This window comes from Sciscionella sediminilitoris (assembly GCF_000737195.2).
GTDB classification, from domain to species: Bacteria; Actinomycetota; Actinomycetes; order Mycobacteriales; family Pseudonocardiaceae; genus Sciscionella; species Sciscionella sediminilitoris.
This window is the reverse complement of sequence record NZ_JALM01000079.1, coordinates 49,074-63,713: the sequence shown is the minus strand read 5'-3', so window position 1 is coordinate 63,713 and position 14,640 is coordinate 49,074. Positions and strand designations below refer to the sequence as shown.

Sequence of the window (14,640 nt, the reverse complement as noted above, 5' to 3'; positions counted from 1 at the left end):
CCACCAAGCCTCACCCAAGCACACCACATTCAGCATCACGCCAACGGCGGGCTCACCGTCGAGGACAACATGGTGCTGCTCTGCGCCTACCACCACACCCTGATCCACCACACCGAATGGCAAGTCCACATCCACCACGGCAAACCCGCATTCACCCCACCCGACTATCGCGGAATCTGGTCGAGCACCGTGTGCCCGGCGGCGTAGGCTGATGAGGTGCCGTTGGTGTGGATTACCGGCATTTCCGGAGCAGGCAAGTCGACGGTCTGCGAGCTACTGCACGACCGTGGCTATGTGGCGCTCGATGCCGACGAGGGATTCAGCCGGTGGATCGACCGGGAGACCGGTGAAATCGTGCACGACCCTCCGCACCCGGTTCCGGCCGGCTGGCTCGATCGCTTCGGGTGGTTCATCGTCCGCGAGAAGGTGGCAGAGCTCGCGAACGAGTCCCCTTCACGCACCACCTTCCTCTGCGGCTCGGTCGAGAACGAAGCGGACGTGCTCGATCTGTTCGCCCGAACGGTGTGTCTGGTGATCGATGACGACACGCTCCGGCACCGGCTCATGACGCGTACGAGCAACGCCTTCGGTCGGCACCCGGAAGAGCTCGCCGCGGCACTGTGGTGGAACCCCCGGATGCGCTCGAGATATGAGCGGCTCGGCGCGGTGATCGTGGATGCGACTCGCCCGATAGCCGAAGTCGCGGACGCCGTTCTCGAGGCCGCGTCCTAACCCCAGCCCACGGTCGCGGGTGTGGATTGATGCTGCGACAACGAAAACGGGGCGAGGTCGATGTCCGGGGACCTGCCGAGAAAGAGATCGCGGATCAACCGGCCGGACTCCGGTGCCTGCACGAGGGTCTGGCCGCCGTATCCCGCGGCGAACAACAGGTGGGCGTGCTCCTCGCGGCCGCGGTCGATGATCGGGGAGCTCGCCGGGGTGACGTCGAAGGTGCCGGTCCATGTGCTGTGCAGCGCGGCCTTGCCCAACCGGTACCGGCGCGCCAGTTCGGCTTCGGCCTCGCGGAACCACACGAGCCGCAGGTCCTCCCGCTGGGAGATCCGTTCGAGCCCGACCAGCAGGGAGCGGCCCACCCCCAGCGTTTTCAGCCCGGCGACCGGATGGAAGGTGAACGGCGTGCCCACATCCCCGGCACCGAGCGGATCGGTGAGCATCAGCTCGGCGAACTGGGCCCATACCGGGATGGGCACACCGGCCAGCGCGGCGAGATCACCGCTACGCGGGCCCGCGGCGATCACGATGGTGTCCGCGGTGATCGTGCCCGTCGTACACGTGACCCGGTGGGCGCTGCTGTCCACCCCGGTCACCGTGACCCCGGTGCACACGCGCGCACCGTGCTCGGCGGCCGCCTTGGCGTAGCCGCGCACGACCGCGGCGGCATCGACCTGACAGGTCTGCGCGCACCAGATTCCGCCCGCGATCCCGTCCCCGGCCAGCAGGGGATTGCGCTCCAGGGTTTCCTCGGGCGTGAGCAGTTCCATCTCGACGCCCGCGGCCCGCTGCGCGGGTAGCTCCCCGATCAGCTCGGCGATGTGCCGCCGCCCGGCCAGCACGGTGAGGAAACCGGAATCCGCCCGCGAGCCGAACGGCCGGAGCTCGGCCAGACCACGGATCGCGAGCCGGGAATCGTGCGGTTTCCCCGGAAAATATCCGCGCACGGTACCCGCGGTGCGCGCCGCCGCGGTCTCGATGTCGTCCGGCTGCAGCAGAACGACATCGATCCCGGCCGCCGCGCAGTGGTACGCGATGGACAAGCCGGTCACCCCGTCGCCGAGGATCAGCATTTCGGTCTCGTGCTTGCGTTCGGCCATGGGGACTCCTCAATGGGCGCCGACGACCCGATCGGCCCAGGACCGGGCCGCGGTCTGGTAGGCGCGGGTGTTCGGGGCGAGATTCGGCGAATGCCCCGTCTCCGGGAGCACGAACACCTCGAAACCGGCCGCGGAGGTCCAGTCCGGTGCCTCCTGCGCGCGCACGGTGTCCGCCGAGGCACAGTCCTCGTAGCCGGGCGCGCAGAACAACGGATCCCGGCCGCCGAGCACGAACAGCACCGGTGCGGTGATCTTCCGGGAGATCGCCGGATCATAGACCGCCGGATCCCTGCTCTCGCTGACCACGTTCGCGTCCTTGGTGTACTCGTCGATGGCGAGCACGGCCGGATCGATCGGCAGATTCGCGTAGTAGACCGATTTCCGGGTGCCCGGCCGGGTGGTGGCGTACCCCTCGTCGTAGTCGTGCCGCCCGGCGAGCACCGGATCCTCGTTCGGCGAATGCGCGGCCTGCGCGATCGCCATGATGCCCGCGGGATCGACGTGATGCGCCAGCGAAGTCGTGAGCAGCGCGTCCACATCCCGATAGGTGGCCGCTTCCAGATTCGCGACCGCGGACCCCATCGAATGCCCGGCGAGGATCACGTGGGCGAACGGGACCCCGCCGATCCGGCCCGTGCGCAGCCGCTGCACCACCTCGTGCACCTGCCGCGCCTCCACTGCGAGGTTCAGCTGCGCACTCGGCGGCACCGTGCTCGCGCCCATGCCGATCCGGTCGATGAGCAAAGTCGCGTACCCGGCCCGGTTCATCATCTTGCGGAACGAATAGTCCTGGTACGGGAAATCCCAGTAGGTGTGGTTGTAGGTCTGGCCGTGCACCGCGAGCAGCACGGTCCCCGGCCGGGAGTTCGCCGGGCGGCACAACTGCCCCCACATCGAGGCGGTCCCGGTGCCGAGCGAGACCTGGGTGCTCGCGGTCGTGCACACCTGCCGATCCGCGGCATCGTCCGCGAAAGCGTACGGCGCCACCGGAAGGAGCAGCGCCAGCGCACCGAGAACCGCACCGATCCTGCGGCCGTTCACTGGTTCACCTTCCGCATGTACTCCTCGGCGCGCTGCTGGTATTCGGCCAGCGGCACATCCTCGATGCGCTGGGCCAGCGTCCAGCGATGCCCGAACGGATCGATGACCTGACCGTGCCGGTCACCGAAGAAGTGATCCTGCACCGGCCGCGATTCCCGGGCACCGGCCCGGATCGCGCGGTCGAACGCCGCATGTGCGTCCGCCACGAACAGGTACAGCGTCACCGGGGTTCCGCCGAGCGTGACCGGGTCGAGCAGGCCGAGATCCGGGTTCTCGTCGGAGAGCATCACGATCGCGGAGCCGATCCGGACCTGCGCGTGCGCGATCTTCCCGTTCGGCATGGTGGACCGGTGTAGTTCCGTCGCACCGAACGCCTCGGTGTAGAAGGCGATCGCCTCGCTCGCCCCGGCCACGGACAGGTACGCGGTCAACGGCGCGTAGCCCTCCGGAATCACGTCAACCACAGGCTTGCCTCCAATGCCTCGAAAAACGCATCCAATTCGTGCTCGGCGCCCAGCGACACCCGCAGATGCCCGGGGAAACCGAAGATTCCGGTGTCCCGGACCAGGATTCCGTGCTCCCTGGCCAGCACCCGCTGCAGCAGAGCGGAATCCGGGACGCGGATCGCGAGGAAATTCGTCACCGAACCCAGGTACGGGTACCCGCGCCGGTCCAGCTCGGCGCCGAACCACGCACGCCTTCGCTCATTCGCTTTCCGCACCGTGCCGAGGAATTCCTGATCGGCGAGTGCCGCGAGCGCTGCCGCCTGCCCGACCCGGTTGACACTGAACGGAAGCACCCGCAGTGTGCGGCGCACCTCGCCGATCAGGTCCGCGCGGCCGATCGCGTAACCGATGCGCAGCGCGGCCAGCCCGTAGGCCTTGGAGAAGGTGCGCAGCGCGAGCACCGGAGCATCCGAGTCCAGAAAATCCCGCACCTTCGGCAGATCCGGCGCAGCGAACTCGTGATAGGCCTCATCGACCACCAGCGGGGTATCACTTGCCCGCGCGTGCGCCACCAGGCGGGCGAAATCGTGCCGCCCCAAGGCGGTCCCGGACGGATTGTGCGGATGGCACACATAACAGATGCCGTGCTCCCCGAGCCGTTCGGCGAGCGCGCCCACATCCACCGCGCTGCCCTCCAGCGGCACCGCGACCGCGCCCCGCCCGATCCGCTCGAGCGCGGAAGCGTAGCCGGGAAAGGTGCCCGCGGTGACCAGCCCCGGCCGGGTTCGCGCGCCGAGGGTGAGCGCGGTGGCCAGCACCAGCTCATCGCTGCCGTTGGCCACCACGACCTGGTCCTCGGCCACGTTCCAGTGCGCAGCCAGCGCCTCGGCCAGGGTTTCCCGCTCCGGTGCCGGATAGCGGTGCACCCGGGTCAGTTCCGTGCTCGCGGCGTGCACCGCGGCCGGGCTCGCGCCGAACGGGCTCTCGCTCAGATGCAGCCGCACCAGTGCGTCCGCGTTCGGCACGCTGGTGTTGTACCGCGCGGGCGCGCTCACCGGTGCGCCCCGAGCAGGACACCGAAGCAGTAACTGCCCACCGCGGCCTCCTTCGTGACGAACCGGTGCACGCTGCCCGCCGGAATGCGCATCACCGCGGGCGAGATCAGCTCGAACAGTTCCCCGTCCAGTTCCACCTCGATGCGTGCCTGACCCGGAACCGGCGAGATGAGCAGATAGATCTCGTCCACCTCGTGGGTGTGCGGTTCGGCGACCGGCCTGTCCACCAGCGCGCTGAGCTCGCCACCCGCGATCTGCACCGGCAGCCCGCCGAACATCTCCGCGGTGAGATAGAACGGAGCCGGCTGGTGATGCCCGCCGACCGCGAGCGGAATCGGCAGTCCGGACACGATTTCCGCGGTCATACCGGTTCCAGCACGAACAGATAGGTGTGCGGGGCGCCGAACGGGACGGTGCGGCGAATACGCATGCCGCCGCGGGTGAAGATCTCCTCGTACTCCCTCCTGGTGTGGATCGGCACGCCCATCAGCGCGTGCGCCAGTTCGAAACCGCTGGAGAAGATCGGCAGGGATTCCCCAGTGCGCGGCCGGATCGTGGTGTCCCCGAACAGGAAGGTGTGCGCCGAAGGGAAGGTCTCCCGCATCCGCGGGATCACCTCGTGCCGATGCTCCGGCGCGGCGAGCAGATCGTGCAGGAACATGAAGCTCAGCACCACATCGGCCGTTTCGGCGCCGGGCACCCGGTGCCCGTTGAACAGCATGTCCAGCACATCCGCGCACACCGGCTCGACCGTGCCGCCCAGCCCGTAACGCTGCACGGTCTCCAGGGCGAGATCGGTGGCGGACTTGCTGATATCGATGCCGATGCCACGACTTCCCGGCCGGGCGTCGACGAGGCGGCACACCCGTTCGCTGACCCCGGCGCCGAGATCGACCAGCGTGCCGAACTCGATCCCGGCGATCTCGGAGTCCAGGATATGGCGCATCAGCGCGGTATCCGCCTGCGCCGAGCCGAGCGCCACCATGCCCTCATCGCGATGCAGGTCGACACCGAACCGGCGCGCTCCACTGGCGATCGCGGCGGCATGGGCGAACACATCGTGATATCCGCCGACGCCCCAGGTGAAAAAGCCCAGCAGCCGATGCGCCTGCTCACCCGTGCCGGTCGTGCGGACCCGGTCGCCCTCGCTTTCCAAGTACCCGAAGGATTCCGCGGCATCGACAAGCGAGCGGACGACGCTCTCATCGAGTTCGTTGCGCGCGCAGAACACGGGAATCTCCAGAACCCGGTCCTCGGCCAGTTTCCGGAACACTCCGAGCTGCTCGAGCGCGTGCACCACGTGCGCGCACACGTATCCGTTGAACGCGAGATCGGGGTGTACCGGTGCCTCGGCGACCAGCTCAGCGGAGGACAAAGGTCTGCCCATCGTTCTCGGCCGCCTTGGCCCGCACCGTTTCCAGGGAGTACGGGGTGAGGTCCACGGCCGGTTCGCGGCCGAGGTACACATCGCGGACCAGCTGACCGGCCGCGGGCGCCTGCGCGATGCCGTGTCCGGTGAACCCGGCGGCGAACAACAGCCGCTCGTGCTCGCCCTCGCCGCGGCCGAGCAGCGCCGAGCGCGTCGGGGTGACGTCGAGTGTCCCGGTCCAGGCGCTGTGCAGGGTGGGATTCTCCAGCTGTGGATACCATTTCGGCAACTCGTCGACGGCTGCCTGGAACCAGATGTCCCGCATACCGTGCTGTTTGGAGATGCGTTCCAGCCCGACGAGGAAGGATTTCCCCAAGCCCATCGTCTTCAGCCCGGAAACCGGGTGGAAGGTGAACGGGGTCTCCACCCTGCCCTCGGCGATCAGCGGGTCGGTGTGCAACAGCTCCGCGAACTGGCCCCATACCGGCAGGTCCAGCCCGGCCAGCCCGGCGACGTCCCCGCTCCACGGACCGGCCGCGATCACGATGGCCTCGGCGGTGAACTCGCCGGAGGTGGTGCCGACCCGGCCGGTGCTCGCGTCCAGCTCGGTCACGGTGACACCGCTGAGCGCCCGCGCCCCGAGCTTGTCCGCCGCCTCGGCGTAGCCCCGCACCAGCACTTCCGGTTTCACCCGGTAGGTCTGCGGGCTCCAGATCGCCGCCTCGATGGTGTCCGGGTCCAGCCACGGGTTGAGCTCGCACGCCTGCGCTGCGGTGAGCACCTCCAGTTCCCCACCGGCTTCGCGATGCGCGGGCAGGTCGGCGATCAGTTCCTCGGCCTGTTTCTCGCCGGTCAGCACGGTGAGCAGGCCGAGTTTCTCCAGGCCCGGATCGAAGCCCATTTTCCCGGCGAACGAACGGAAATCGGCGAAGCTGCGCACCGCGAGCTCGGTGTCGTACGGCTTTCTCGGGAAATAGGTGCGGAACGCGCGGGCGGTCTGCGAGGTGGTCGCGGTACCGAACTCGCCCTTCTCCAGCAACACCACGTCCACACCGGCTTCGGCGCAGTGATAGGCGATGGAAAGGCCGATCACGCCACCGCCGATGATCAGCAGCTCGGCCTTGCTGTTCTCAGACATGCGCACTCCTGTTCACGTTCGGACGGTAGGTCCATTCCTCGCCTTCGATGGCCCACGGGAACAACTGCAGGTTCCAGGCGCCGAGTGCGTTGACGTAGGTGGCCATCTGGCCCATCAGCGCGAGGAAATCCTCGCGTTCGGTGATCCGGTCGAGGACGTCGACCACTTCCTTGGTGATGTCCCACAGTGTGTTCAGCCCGCAGTAGCCGAGGAATTCGGTCGGCTTGACCAACAGGATCCGGGCCATCTCCAGCAGCGCGGAGAGCGGAATCTCGGTCAACCGCCCCGCGCGGACCAGGCTGGTGTAGTTCATGTAGCCCAGCGGCCGGGTTTCCCCGTTCACGCACACCAGGGTGGTGAGTACCGAGTTCTTGCTGCCCGCTCCGGTGCTGAACCTGCCCTCGTGCACATCGATCAGCTCATCGGTCGGATCGATCAGCACCCGCTCGGTCTCGGCTGCGATCCGCTCGATCAGCGCACGCGCCTGTTCGTGCTGCGCGACCATCCGCCGCACCCCGTGCCCGCTCGGCCCATCGATCCGGCGCACCTGCGCGAAAATCGGCGCGCCGTTGCCGTACACCGCATCCCAGACCAGCTGGCCGATCTTGGGCAGCTGATCGACATCCTCGGGCACGACGGCACCGATCGGGGCGGTGGGCATCGGTTCGGTCAGCTCGCCGTATTTGATCGTCAGATGCTGTACGGCGGAACAGAAAACCGTTCCCATGGGCTGAATCTTGCGGTCCACGCGGTGATCGGGCACCGCGTGCAGGAGTTCGTGCGCCGGCGGCACATGGTAGATACAGTCCCCGGCGACCAGCGCGTGCGCCTGCAGGGTCTGGTACGGCAACGCGGCCCACAACGGCTCGACGAGATCCGCGTTGTTCTGCTCATCAAGGGTTATTCGCACCTTGGCGCCGATTGGCTCCCAGGCGATCTCGATCTGGCGCATCTACGCCCCTCACTGTCGATGCTTCGGCTCATCGGGATCGAATCTAGAAGCACGACGGCGGCACCGTTCGAAACTGGCGGCGCATTTGTCAGGGCGTGGATTGTTTGTCAGATTCCGCTCTGCTGCGGGTAATTCCGTGACGACAGGCGGTCGATCGGGCGCGTGCTCAGTCCTCGGGAAGCCAGCGGCTCGCCCACCGGTTCAGCGCGGCGACCGCCTGCTCGAGATCGCGGCCCATCTCGGTGAGTTCGTACTCCACCCGCACCGGTGTCTCGTCGTACACGACACGGGTCACGATTCCCTCGGCCTCCAGTTCGCGCAACCGGCTGGCGAGCATCCGGTCGGTGAGTGCGGGAATCCCGCGGCGGATCTCGCTGAACCGCCGGGCACCGAGCAGCAACTCCCGCAGGATCACGCCGTTCCAGCGGCGGCCGATCAGCTCGACGCCACGGTGATAGCTCGTGCAGAAGCCCTCCCGCAGGTCGGGCAGCTGGTCCTCGCTGTTTCCTCGCACGCTGTGACCGTACCTCCCGTCCGGGATCGCCGCTGGCACTGCTTGACAGGAGCGCCCGGCCTGGCTACTAATATCCCATAAGCAACTATACAAAGTATAGCTCAATCTCGAGTCCGGCGGATTCGCCTGGACAGCGGGGACTTCCAGGACGAAGGAGAGAACGTGACCTCATCGACCGCCGCCACGGTCGCGGGCAGTGGTGAACGGCGGCACCGCCGCCGGCTCGCGCTGACCCTCGCGCTGCTGGCCTTCGCGCAGTTGATCATCTCGATCGACTACAACATCGTGTTCGTCGCGCTGCCCGAGATCGGGCACGGACTCGGGTTCACCGCCCAGACCCAGCAATGGGTGGTCAGCGCGTACGCGGTGATCTTCGGCGGGTTCCTGCTGCTCGGCGGCCGGGCCGCGGATCTGCTCGGCCGCCGCCGGATGTTCATCGCCGGTCTCGTGCTGTACGCGGTGGCCTCGCTGGCCGGTGGGCTGGCCACCTCCTCGCTGCTACTGGTCGCGGCGCGGGCCGTGCAGGGGCTCGGCGGCGCGCTGCTGTTCCCGGCGACGCTCTCCCTGGTCAACACCATGTTCGCGGAGGGGAAGGAGCGAAACCGGGCACTCGCGGTGTGGTCCGGCTCCGGAGCGGGCGGGCTGGTGCTCGGCTCGCTGCTCGGCGGACTGCTGACCGAGGCCTTCGCCTGGCAGGCGGTGTTCTTCGTCAACGTGCCACTCGCCGTGATCGCCATCGGGTTCGGCTTCGCGCTCATCGCCAGGGACGCCCCGCGGGAGCACGGCCGGCGGTTCGACCTGCCGGGTGCGCTGACCGCGACCGTCGGCGCGACCCTGCTGGTGTTCGCCCTGGTACAGGGACCGGAACTGGGCTGGGGCTCGCCCGGAGTGGTGATCAGCGCGGTCATCGCGGTGCTGTTGCTGGCGTCCTTCGTGCTCATCGAGAAACGCAGCGCCGATCCATTGCTTCCGTTGCGGCTGCTGCGGAATCGCAATCTGAGCACCGGGGTCACCATCACCTTCCTGTTCACATCCACCTTCGGTTCGCTGCTCTATCTGCTCACCATCTACTTCCAGGGCGCGCACGGCTATTCCGCGCTGGAGGCCGGGGTGGCCTATCTGCTGCCGATGGCCATCGTGTTGTGCGGCAACACGCTCGGCGGGCGGCTGCTGACCCGGCTCGGGGTGCGGCTCACGATCACCTGCAGCCTCGCGGTGCTCGCCGTCGGTGCCGCGGTCCTCGGCCTCGGCATGTCCGCGACCTCCTCCTATGCGGCCCTGATCCCCGGGCTCGTGCTGTTCGGTATCGGCGGCGGGGTCACGTTCACCTCGATGTTCGCCGCGGCGGCCTCCGGGGTGGACGCCGCGGAGCAGGGCATCGCCTCCGGGATCGCGTCCACCGGCCAGCAGGTCGGCACCGCGGTCGGGCTCGCTGTCCTGGTCGCGATCGCCAACGCGCGGACCGCGGGGGTGAGCGCGGCGGAACTGCCCGCCGCGACCGCCGACGGGGTGCGTACCGCGGTGTTCGTCGCGGCGGCGGGCATCGTGGTGATGGTCCTGGTGGCGCTGAACTTCAAGCGTTCCGGCGCCACCGGCTGAGGGGGCGGCGCGGGGCCGGTCTCTCGGGACCGGCCCCGTATCCGGCTGTGCGGACGGCCGCCGTCAGTTTTCCGGTCCGGCCGCGTTGTCCAGAACGGATAATATCCAGGAAAGCAGGTCCTGTTCGGCCTTGTCCGCGGCCTGCTGCCAGCGTTGTTTCTTCTCGTCGGCGATGTTCATCGTCAACTGGACGACGGAATGGCCGTTCGTCACTTCCCGCGGCTCGGAAAAGGCTTCCCGCTGCTCCCGGATTCTTCTTCTCAGCTCATTGCGGGACCAGTTCCGTTTCTCCGCGATGGTGAGCCAATTGTCCTGCTCGGCATCCGAGAGCGGTGCGACCTCGGCGTGGTGCTGGAAACTGAGTTTGGCATGCCGTCTCGACGGCGGGAACCGTCGCGCGACCCACGCGTAGTTGCGGAGTGTCTGGTAGTCGAGCGAGGTCTGCTCGACGGCCTCCTGGTATCGGCGCGGGTACTGGTGCTGCCCGTAGAGCAGCCAGTCGCCGAGCCACCAGGACGAGGAATCCGTGAGTATGTGTATGTGCTGGCCGAGGTCCCGCCAATCCCTGATCGGTATTCCTTCGCGGATTTGCAGCGATACCCGTTTGGTCAGCACGTTGTCATTTGACAAAAGCCTCGTGCGCTTGCTTCGCTGCTCGGGAAGCCGGGTTCCTGTCGCCGTTTTCGTTCTGGTGTTTCTTTCGCTTTCCATTCTCCCCAGCTTCGCCATATCCGATTTCTTGGCGATAATTTTGGCAGATCCGGAAGTTTTGTCTACCCCCAGATGGCGGCGCGGTTCGTGCCACCGGTCGTATTCATGTGATCACCGCCCGAGGGGATGGTGGGACGGAAGTCACCAGCTCCGGCGGCTACCGGAACGTATACGCGAAGGCGCCGCCTCGCTACCATGTGCGAGCGATCGGATACCAGGTAGACGGGAGCGCGCAGGGATGACCACACCGCAGGATGCGGGCTATGAATTCGACCCCGAGACGCTGCCCGCACTGATCCGCGAGTTCGAGGACATCGCCGAGGACTCGAGGAAGTTCGAGAACGAGATCCGCGAGGCATCCGCTGTCGCCACCGCTCCGGCCCCCGAGGTGCAGAGCGAAACGTACCTCGCCGCGTATCGGGCATCACTGGACGACGCCGCGAAGGAGGCGAAGGGGGCCACCGCCTACCTCGACGGCCTGGTGCAGAGCATGAAGAAGGCGCTCGCCGACTACCGCGGGGCCGAGGATCGCAACGCACAGGACCTGCGAAGGAATCGAACGTGACGGCGGGCTATACCGGGGCGGAGATCTACCGGAGGCTCGTGGAGCAGAAGGTCGGCACCGAGGGCCTGCACCAGTCCACCGACCAGGTTTCCCGGCTGATGCAACGGTTCACCGAGCTGTCGGACCGGATCGAGAACGCCGCGGGCAAGCTGGAGGGCAGCTGGACGGGCCCGAGTGCGGGTGCCGCGCAGCGCGGTGCGGGCCCGGCGTCGGCGATGTTCTCCAGGATGGCGGAAAGCCTGGACAAGGCCCGGAAGATGACCCGCGCACAGGCGGAGGTGACCGATGAGGTCAGCGGGAAGCTGGTGCCGGTTCCCGCGATTCCCGCACAGCCGAGCGGCCTGACGAAACTCGACGCGCTGCTGCCCGGCCATTCGGGGCCCGCCGACTACGGTGCCGCGATGCAGGCGAAGCAGGGAGCCGAGGCGCACAACGTGCACCAGTACCGGAGCCTGGCTGCGGCGACCGGGCAGCACATCGACAACCTGCCGCGAACGCATCCCGCCCACGGCGAGGACACCGCGGGGAGCGAGCATCCGATGCGGGTGCAGGCGGCGCAGGGCTCCGCGAGCGGGCGCACGGATACCTCCGCGTACACCTCGCAGGCCGGTGCGGACCCCGGAACCGGTGCGGGTGGTGCTGCCGGGTCCGGCTCGGCGACTAGCCCGTATGGTGGAATCGCGCCCGGCTATGTGCCCGGTGGCCGGCGCGGCAGGGATACCGGTGACCGGTCCGCGGGACGAGGCAGGAAAGCGGACAGGGAGAAGACGACTCCCGATTTCCTGGTCACTCGCGGGCACGGCAACGAGGTCGTCGGGGACATCCCGCCGACGGCACCGCCGGTGATCGGGCAGGACACCGAACCACGCCACGACACGAACGACGAAGGCTGAGCCAGCGATGCTTCCTGGTGGCAGGGTCGTCTGCCATGCCGAGCACTTCATCAGCCTGGCGCGCCATTTCCAGGTCGGTGAACCGCATTCGGTGCTGGCCGGTGAACTTCTGTGGCGCTCGCAGGAGGCCGAAGAAGAACAGCTCGCCGCCGCGCTGCGGGCCTTCGGTGAGCGGGGACTGCTCGAGGATCGGGAGCACCTGGACCGGGATTTCGCGGTCAGCATGGGGGTGCTGTGTCATCCCGATGTCGCCTACTACGGCTGGTTCCGGGACACCCAGGACCGCTGGGAGATCCTTGCCGCGCAGCGTGGCCAGGAAGCGGTGTGCGCGGTGCGCTGCAATGGCGGCCTGTGCCTCGACCAGATCTCGCCGGACGCGCTCGCCAAGGGCTTTCTCGCGGAGTGGCCCGCCGCGACCGCGGCCCGGTTCGCGCCCATCCGGCTTTCCCTGACCGAGTTCGTCGAGCCGCCCCGCGCCGAGGACAGCGTGCTGGTCAGCAACGACTACTCGGAAACCGACGACGATCGGGCCACCGTGTTCGCGCTGATCCGGGCGGGGATCAGCACCGCGAGCGCCGAGGCCTACGTCCAGGTCCGGGACCGCGCGGGCCGTCCGCAGCGCAGCCCGTACTCGCTCGGTTACGTCGCCGGTCGCCGTGGTGCCTGGTACAACCTGTTCGAGACCGACCAGCTCGGCGACACCCACGTGATCTGCGGACCGGCCACCGAGGACGCGCTCACCGAACAACTCGACCGGATGCGCGCGGAGCTGAGCTAGAAGTCAGTGGGGCAGGCGTGCTCTAGGCTGTTCCGATGGCCCGGGCGAGTCTGACGCGGATCCTCGACGACCTGGGCGGCACCCTGCTCGAGGTGGTGCACGGCGATCCGGACCGGGTCGGCGAGGTCGGCGGCGTGGTGATCCACGATGCGGTCGAGGAACCGGCGCTGCCCCCGGCCGCCGTGGTGCTCGGGGTCGGGCTGCGCGAACCCGGGGAGATCGCGGCCCTGCTCGACCGGCTGCGTGGCCGGGCGGGGGCGCTGCTGATCCGGTCCCCGGTGCCCGCGGGTCAGCGGTTGCGCACCGCCGCGGCGGATGCGGGGGTGGTACTGCTCGCGGTCGCGCGGGGCGCCTCCTGGATGCAGCTCGCCGCGCTGTTGCGCTCGGTGCTCACCGAGGACGGTATCCGCGTCGAGGACACCGAGACACTGGGCGGTTTCCCGGCCGGGGACCTGTTCTCCCTGGCGAACGCGATCGCGGCGCAGCTGGATGCCCCGGTCACCATCGAGGACCGGGGATCCCGGGTGCTCGCCTTCTCCGGTCACCAGGAGGAAGCGGACCAGTCCCGGGTGGAGACGGTGCTCGGCAGGCAGGTCCCGCAGCGCTATTCGCAGCTGCTCACCGAGTCCGGGGTGTTCGACGAGCTCTATCGCAGCAGGCGGCCGGTCTACGTGGATTCCACCGGGCTGGGCGCGGAATCGATCACGATGCCCCGGGTGGCCATCGCGGTGCGCGCGGGTGCCGAACAGCTCGGCTCGATCTGGGCCGCGGTGCACGGACCGCTTTCCGCCGAACGCGAGGCGGCGCTCACCGATGCCGCGAAGGTGGTGGCACTGCACCTGCTGCGCGTGCGGGCCGGGGCGGATGTGGGCCGCAGGCTGCGCGCGGACCTGCTGAGCACCGCGCTCGAGGGCGGCCCGGACGCGCACGCCGCGCTGGACCGGCTCGGGCTCGCCGGAAGCCCGGTGATCGTGCTGGCGCTGGCGATGCGCGGGCCGCAGGATCCGAGCGGCTCGCTGAACGAGGAGGCAAGCAGGGAAACCGAACGCCAGCGGATCGCCGACGGGTTCGCGATGCACCTGGCCGCGATGCACCCGCGCAGTGCGGTCGCGCTGCTGGAGAACCACGCCTACGGGCTGCTCCCGGTGGACGGGGAGGACAGCGATGCCGGGGAGCGGGCCCTGCGGGTGGCCGGTGACTTCCTCGGCAGGCTCGGGGACCGTACCGACGCGGTGATCGGGATCGGTTCCTGCGCGCGCACCAGCGCCGAACTGGCCACCGCGCGGCACCGGGCGAGCCGGACGGTGCGGGCCCTGCGCGCGCACGAGGACGGTCCGCGGGTGGCCCGGTTCGCCGAGGTGCACGGGTGGATCCTGGTCTCCGAGCTGCGCGGACTCGCCATCGGCCAGGGGGACCGGCCGAGTGGGGCCCTGGCCAGGCTGCGCGAGTACGACGAACGGCACGGGGCGAGCCTGGTGCCCACCCTCGCGGCCTGGCTGGACGCGTTCGGGGATGTCGGCGCGGCCGCCGCGGCCCTGCACGTGCACCCGAACACCTTCCGTTACCGGCTGCGCAGGCTCACCGAGATCGGCGGCATCGATCTGGCCGATCCGGAGGACCGGTTCGCGGCCATGCTGGCACTGCGGGTGTTCACCGAGTAGGCGCTACGTCGGATCGCACGAAAGCCCGGTACCGATTTTGGCCGCGCGCACCGAAGCCCCGTGCCCGCTTGTCGCCCTAAGTTGAC

Annotated in this window: 17 protein-coding genes; 7 read left to right on the top strand and 10 right to left on the bottom strand. The window is 68.6% G+C overall.

Annotated elements, in window-relative coordinates; translation table 11 throughout:
* Both AD72_RS37270 and AD72_RS27210 read left to right on the top strand, forming a co-directional pair.
* Positions 1-207 (top strand): HNH endonuclease signature motif containing protein (locus AD72_RS37270; RefSeq protein WP_197285088.1); only part of this gene is annotated, 207 nt, incomplete at its 5' end.
* Between the two features lie 9 nt (positions 208-216).
* Positions 217-732 carry a hypothetical protein gene (locus tag AD72_RS27210; RefSeq protein WP_156365391.1) on the top strand — a complete coding sequence of 172 codons (516 nt, stop codon included), beginning with the start codon at positions 217-219 and terminating at the stop codon, positions 730-732.
* Here AD72_RS27210 and AD72_RS27205 read toward each other — a convergent pair.
* From AD72_RS27205 to AD72_RS27165, 9 genes are all read right to left on the bottom strand, one after another.
* A complete protein-coding gene (locus tag AD72_RS27205; protein ID WP_031469456.1) occupies positions 729-1,832 on the bottom strand; it encodes an NAD(P)/FAD-dependent oxidoreductase in 1,104 nt (367 codons plus the stop codon). The genes AD72_RS27210 and AD72_RS27205 overlap by 4 nt on opposite strands.
* A 9-nt stretch (positions 1,833-1,841) precedes the next feature.
* Positions 1,842-2,873 (bottom strand): alpha/beta hydrolase, encoded by a 1,032-nt coding sequence (locus AD72_RS27200; RefSeq protein ID WP_051899069.1) that lies wholly within the window; start codon positions 2,871-2,873, stop codon positions 1,842-1,844.
* Positions 2,870-3,337, bottom strand: coding sequence for a VOC family protein (locus tag AD72_RS27195; protein WP_031469454.1), 468 nt, complete (start codon positions 3,335-3,337; stop codon positions 2,870-2,872). The genes AD72_RS27200 and AD72_RS27195 overlap by 4 nt, the downstream gene beginning before the upstream one ends.
* Entirely contained in the window at positions 3,325-4,374 is a 1,050-nt protein-coding gene (locus AD72_RS27190; RefSeq protein WP_031469453.1) for a pyridoxal phosphate-dependent aminotransferase, read from the bottom strand. Before AD72_RS27190 ends, AD72_RS27195 begins: the two co-directional genes overlap by 13 nt.
* Positions 4,371-4,739 carry a cupin domain-containing protein gene (locus AD72_RS27185; RefSeq protein WP_031469452.1) on the bottom strand — a complete coding sequence of 123 codons (369 nt, stop codon included), beginning with the start codon at positions 4,737-4,739 and terminating at the stop codon, positions 4,371-4,373. The genes AD72_RS27190 and AD72_RS27185 overlap by 4 nt, the downstream gene beginning before the upstream one ends.
* Positions 4,736-5,761, bottom strand: a complete 1,026-nt coding sequence (locus tag AD72_RS27180) for a methyltransferase domain-containing protein (RefSeq protein WP_031469451.1) — start codon at positions 5,759-5,761, stop codon at positions 4,736-4,738. Before AD72_RS27180 ends, AD72_RS27185 begins: the two co-directional genes overlap by 4 nt.
* Positions 5,736-6,881 (bottom strand): NAD(P)/FAD-dependent oxidoreductase, encoded by a 1,146-nt coding sequence (locus tag AD72_RS27175; RefSeq protein WP_051899068.1) that lies wholly within the window; start codon positions 6,879-6,881, stop codon positions 5,736-5,738. The genes AD72_RS27180 and AD72_RS27175 overlap by 26 nt, the downstream gene beginning before the upstream one ends.
* On the bottom strand, positions 6,874-7,833 hold the full coding sequence (locus tag AD72_RS27170; RefSeq protein WP_037347490.1) for a cucumopine synthase-related protein: 960 nt from the start codon (positions 7,831-7,833) through the stop codon (positions 6,874-6,876). The genes AD72_RS27175 and AD72_RS27170 overlap by 8 nt, the downstream gene beginning before the upstream one ends.
* Positions 7,834-7,999: 166 nt before the next feature.
* Positions 8,000-8,347 carry a winged helix-turn-helix transcriptional regulator gene (locus AD72_RS27165; protein ID WP_231644977.1) on the bottom strand — a complete coding sequence of 116 codons (348 nt, stop codon included), beginning with the start codon at positions 8,345-8,347 and terminating at the stop codon, positions 8,000-8,002.
* 162 nt (positions 8,348-8,509) lie between these two features.
* On the opposite strand from AD72_RS27165, the gene AD72_RS27160 reads away from it, so the two are divergent.
* Positions 8,510-9,946 (top strand): MFS transporter, encoded by a 1,437-nt coding sequence (locus AD72_RS27160; protein WP_082469186.1) that lies wholly within the window; start codon positions 8,510-8,512, stop codon positions 9,944-9,946.
* A gap of 63 nt (positions 9,947-10,009) precedes the next feature.
* Here AD72_RS27160 and AD72_RS27155 read toward each other — a convergent pair whose 3' ends face one another.
* On the bottom strand, positions 10,010-10,675 hold the full coding sequence (locus AD72_RS27155) for an LmbU family transcriptional regulator (protein ID WP_231644976.1): 666 nt from the start codon (positions 10,673-10,675) through the stop codon (positions 10,010-10,012).
* A gap of 220 nt (positions 10,676-10,895) precedes the next feature.
* Between AD72_RS27155 and AD72_RS27150 the strand changes: the two genes are divergently transcribed.
* Genes AD72_RS27150 through AD72_RS27135 form a run of 4 tightly spaced genes read left to right on the top strand, consistent with a single transcriptional unit; the run spans position 10,896 to position 14,554 of the window.
* Entirely contained in the window at positions 10,896-11,222 is a 327-nt protein-coding gene (locus tag AD72_RS27150) for a hypothetical protein (protein WP_031469445.1), read from the top strand.
* Complete coding sequence (locus tag AD72_RS27145) at positions 11,219-12,115, top strand: hypothetical protein (RefSeq protein WP_031469444.1); 897 nt, start codon at positions 11,219-11,221, stop codon at positions 12,113-12,115. The genes AD72_RS27150 and AD72_RS27145 overlap by 4 nt, the downstream gene beginning before the upstream one ends.
* 7 nt (positions 12,116-12,122) lie before the next feature.
* Positions 12,123-12,893 carry an ESX secretion-associated protein EspG gene (locus AD72_RS27140; protein ID WP_031469443.1) on the top strand — a complete coding sequence of 257 codons (771 nt, stop codon included), beginning with the start codon at positions 12,123-12,125 and terminating at the stop codon, positions 12,891-12,893.
* 35 nt (positions 12,894-12,928) lie between these two features.
* On the top strand, positions 12,929-14,554 hold the full coding sequence (locus AD72_RS27135) for a PucR family transcriptional regulator (RefSeq protein ID WP_031469442.1): 1,626 nt from the start codon (positions 12,929-12,931) through the stop codon (positions 14,552-14,554).
* Positions 14,555-14,640: the final 86 nt, after the last annotated feature.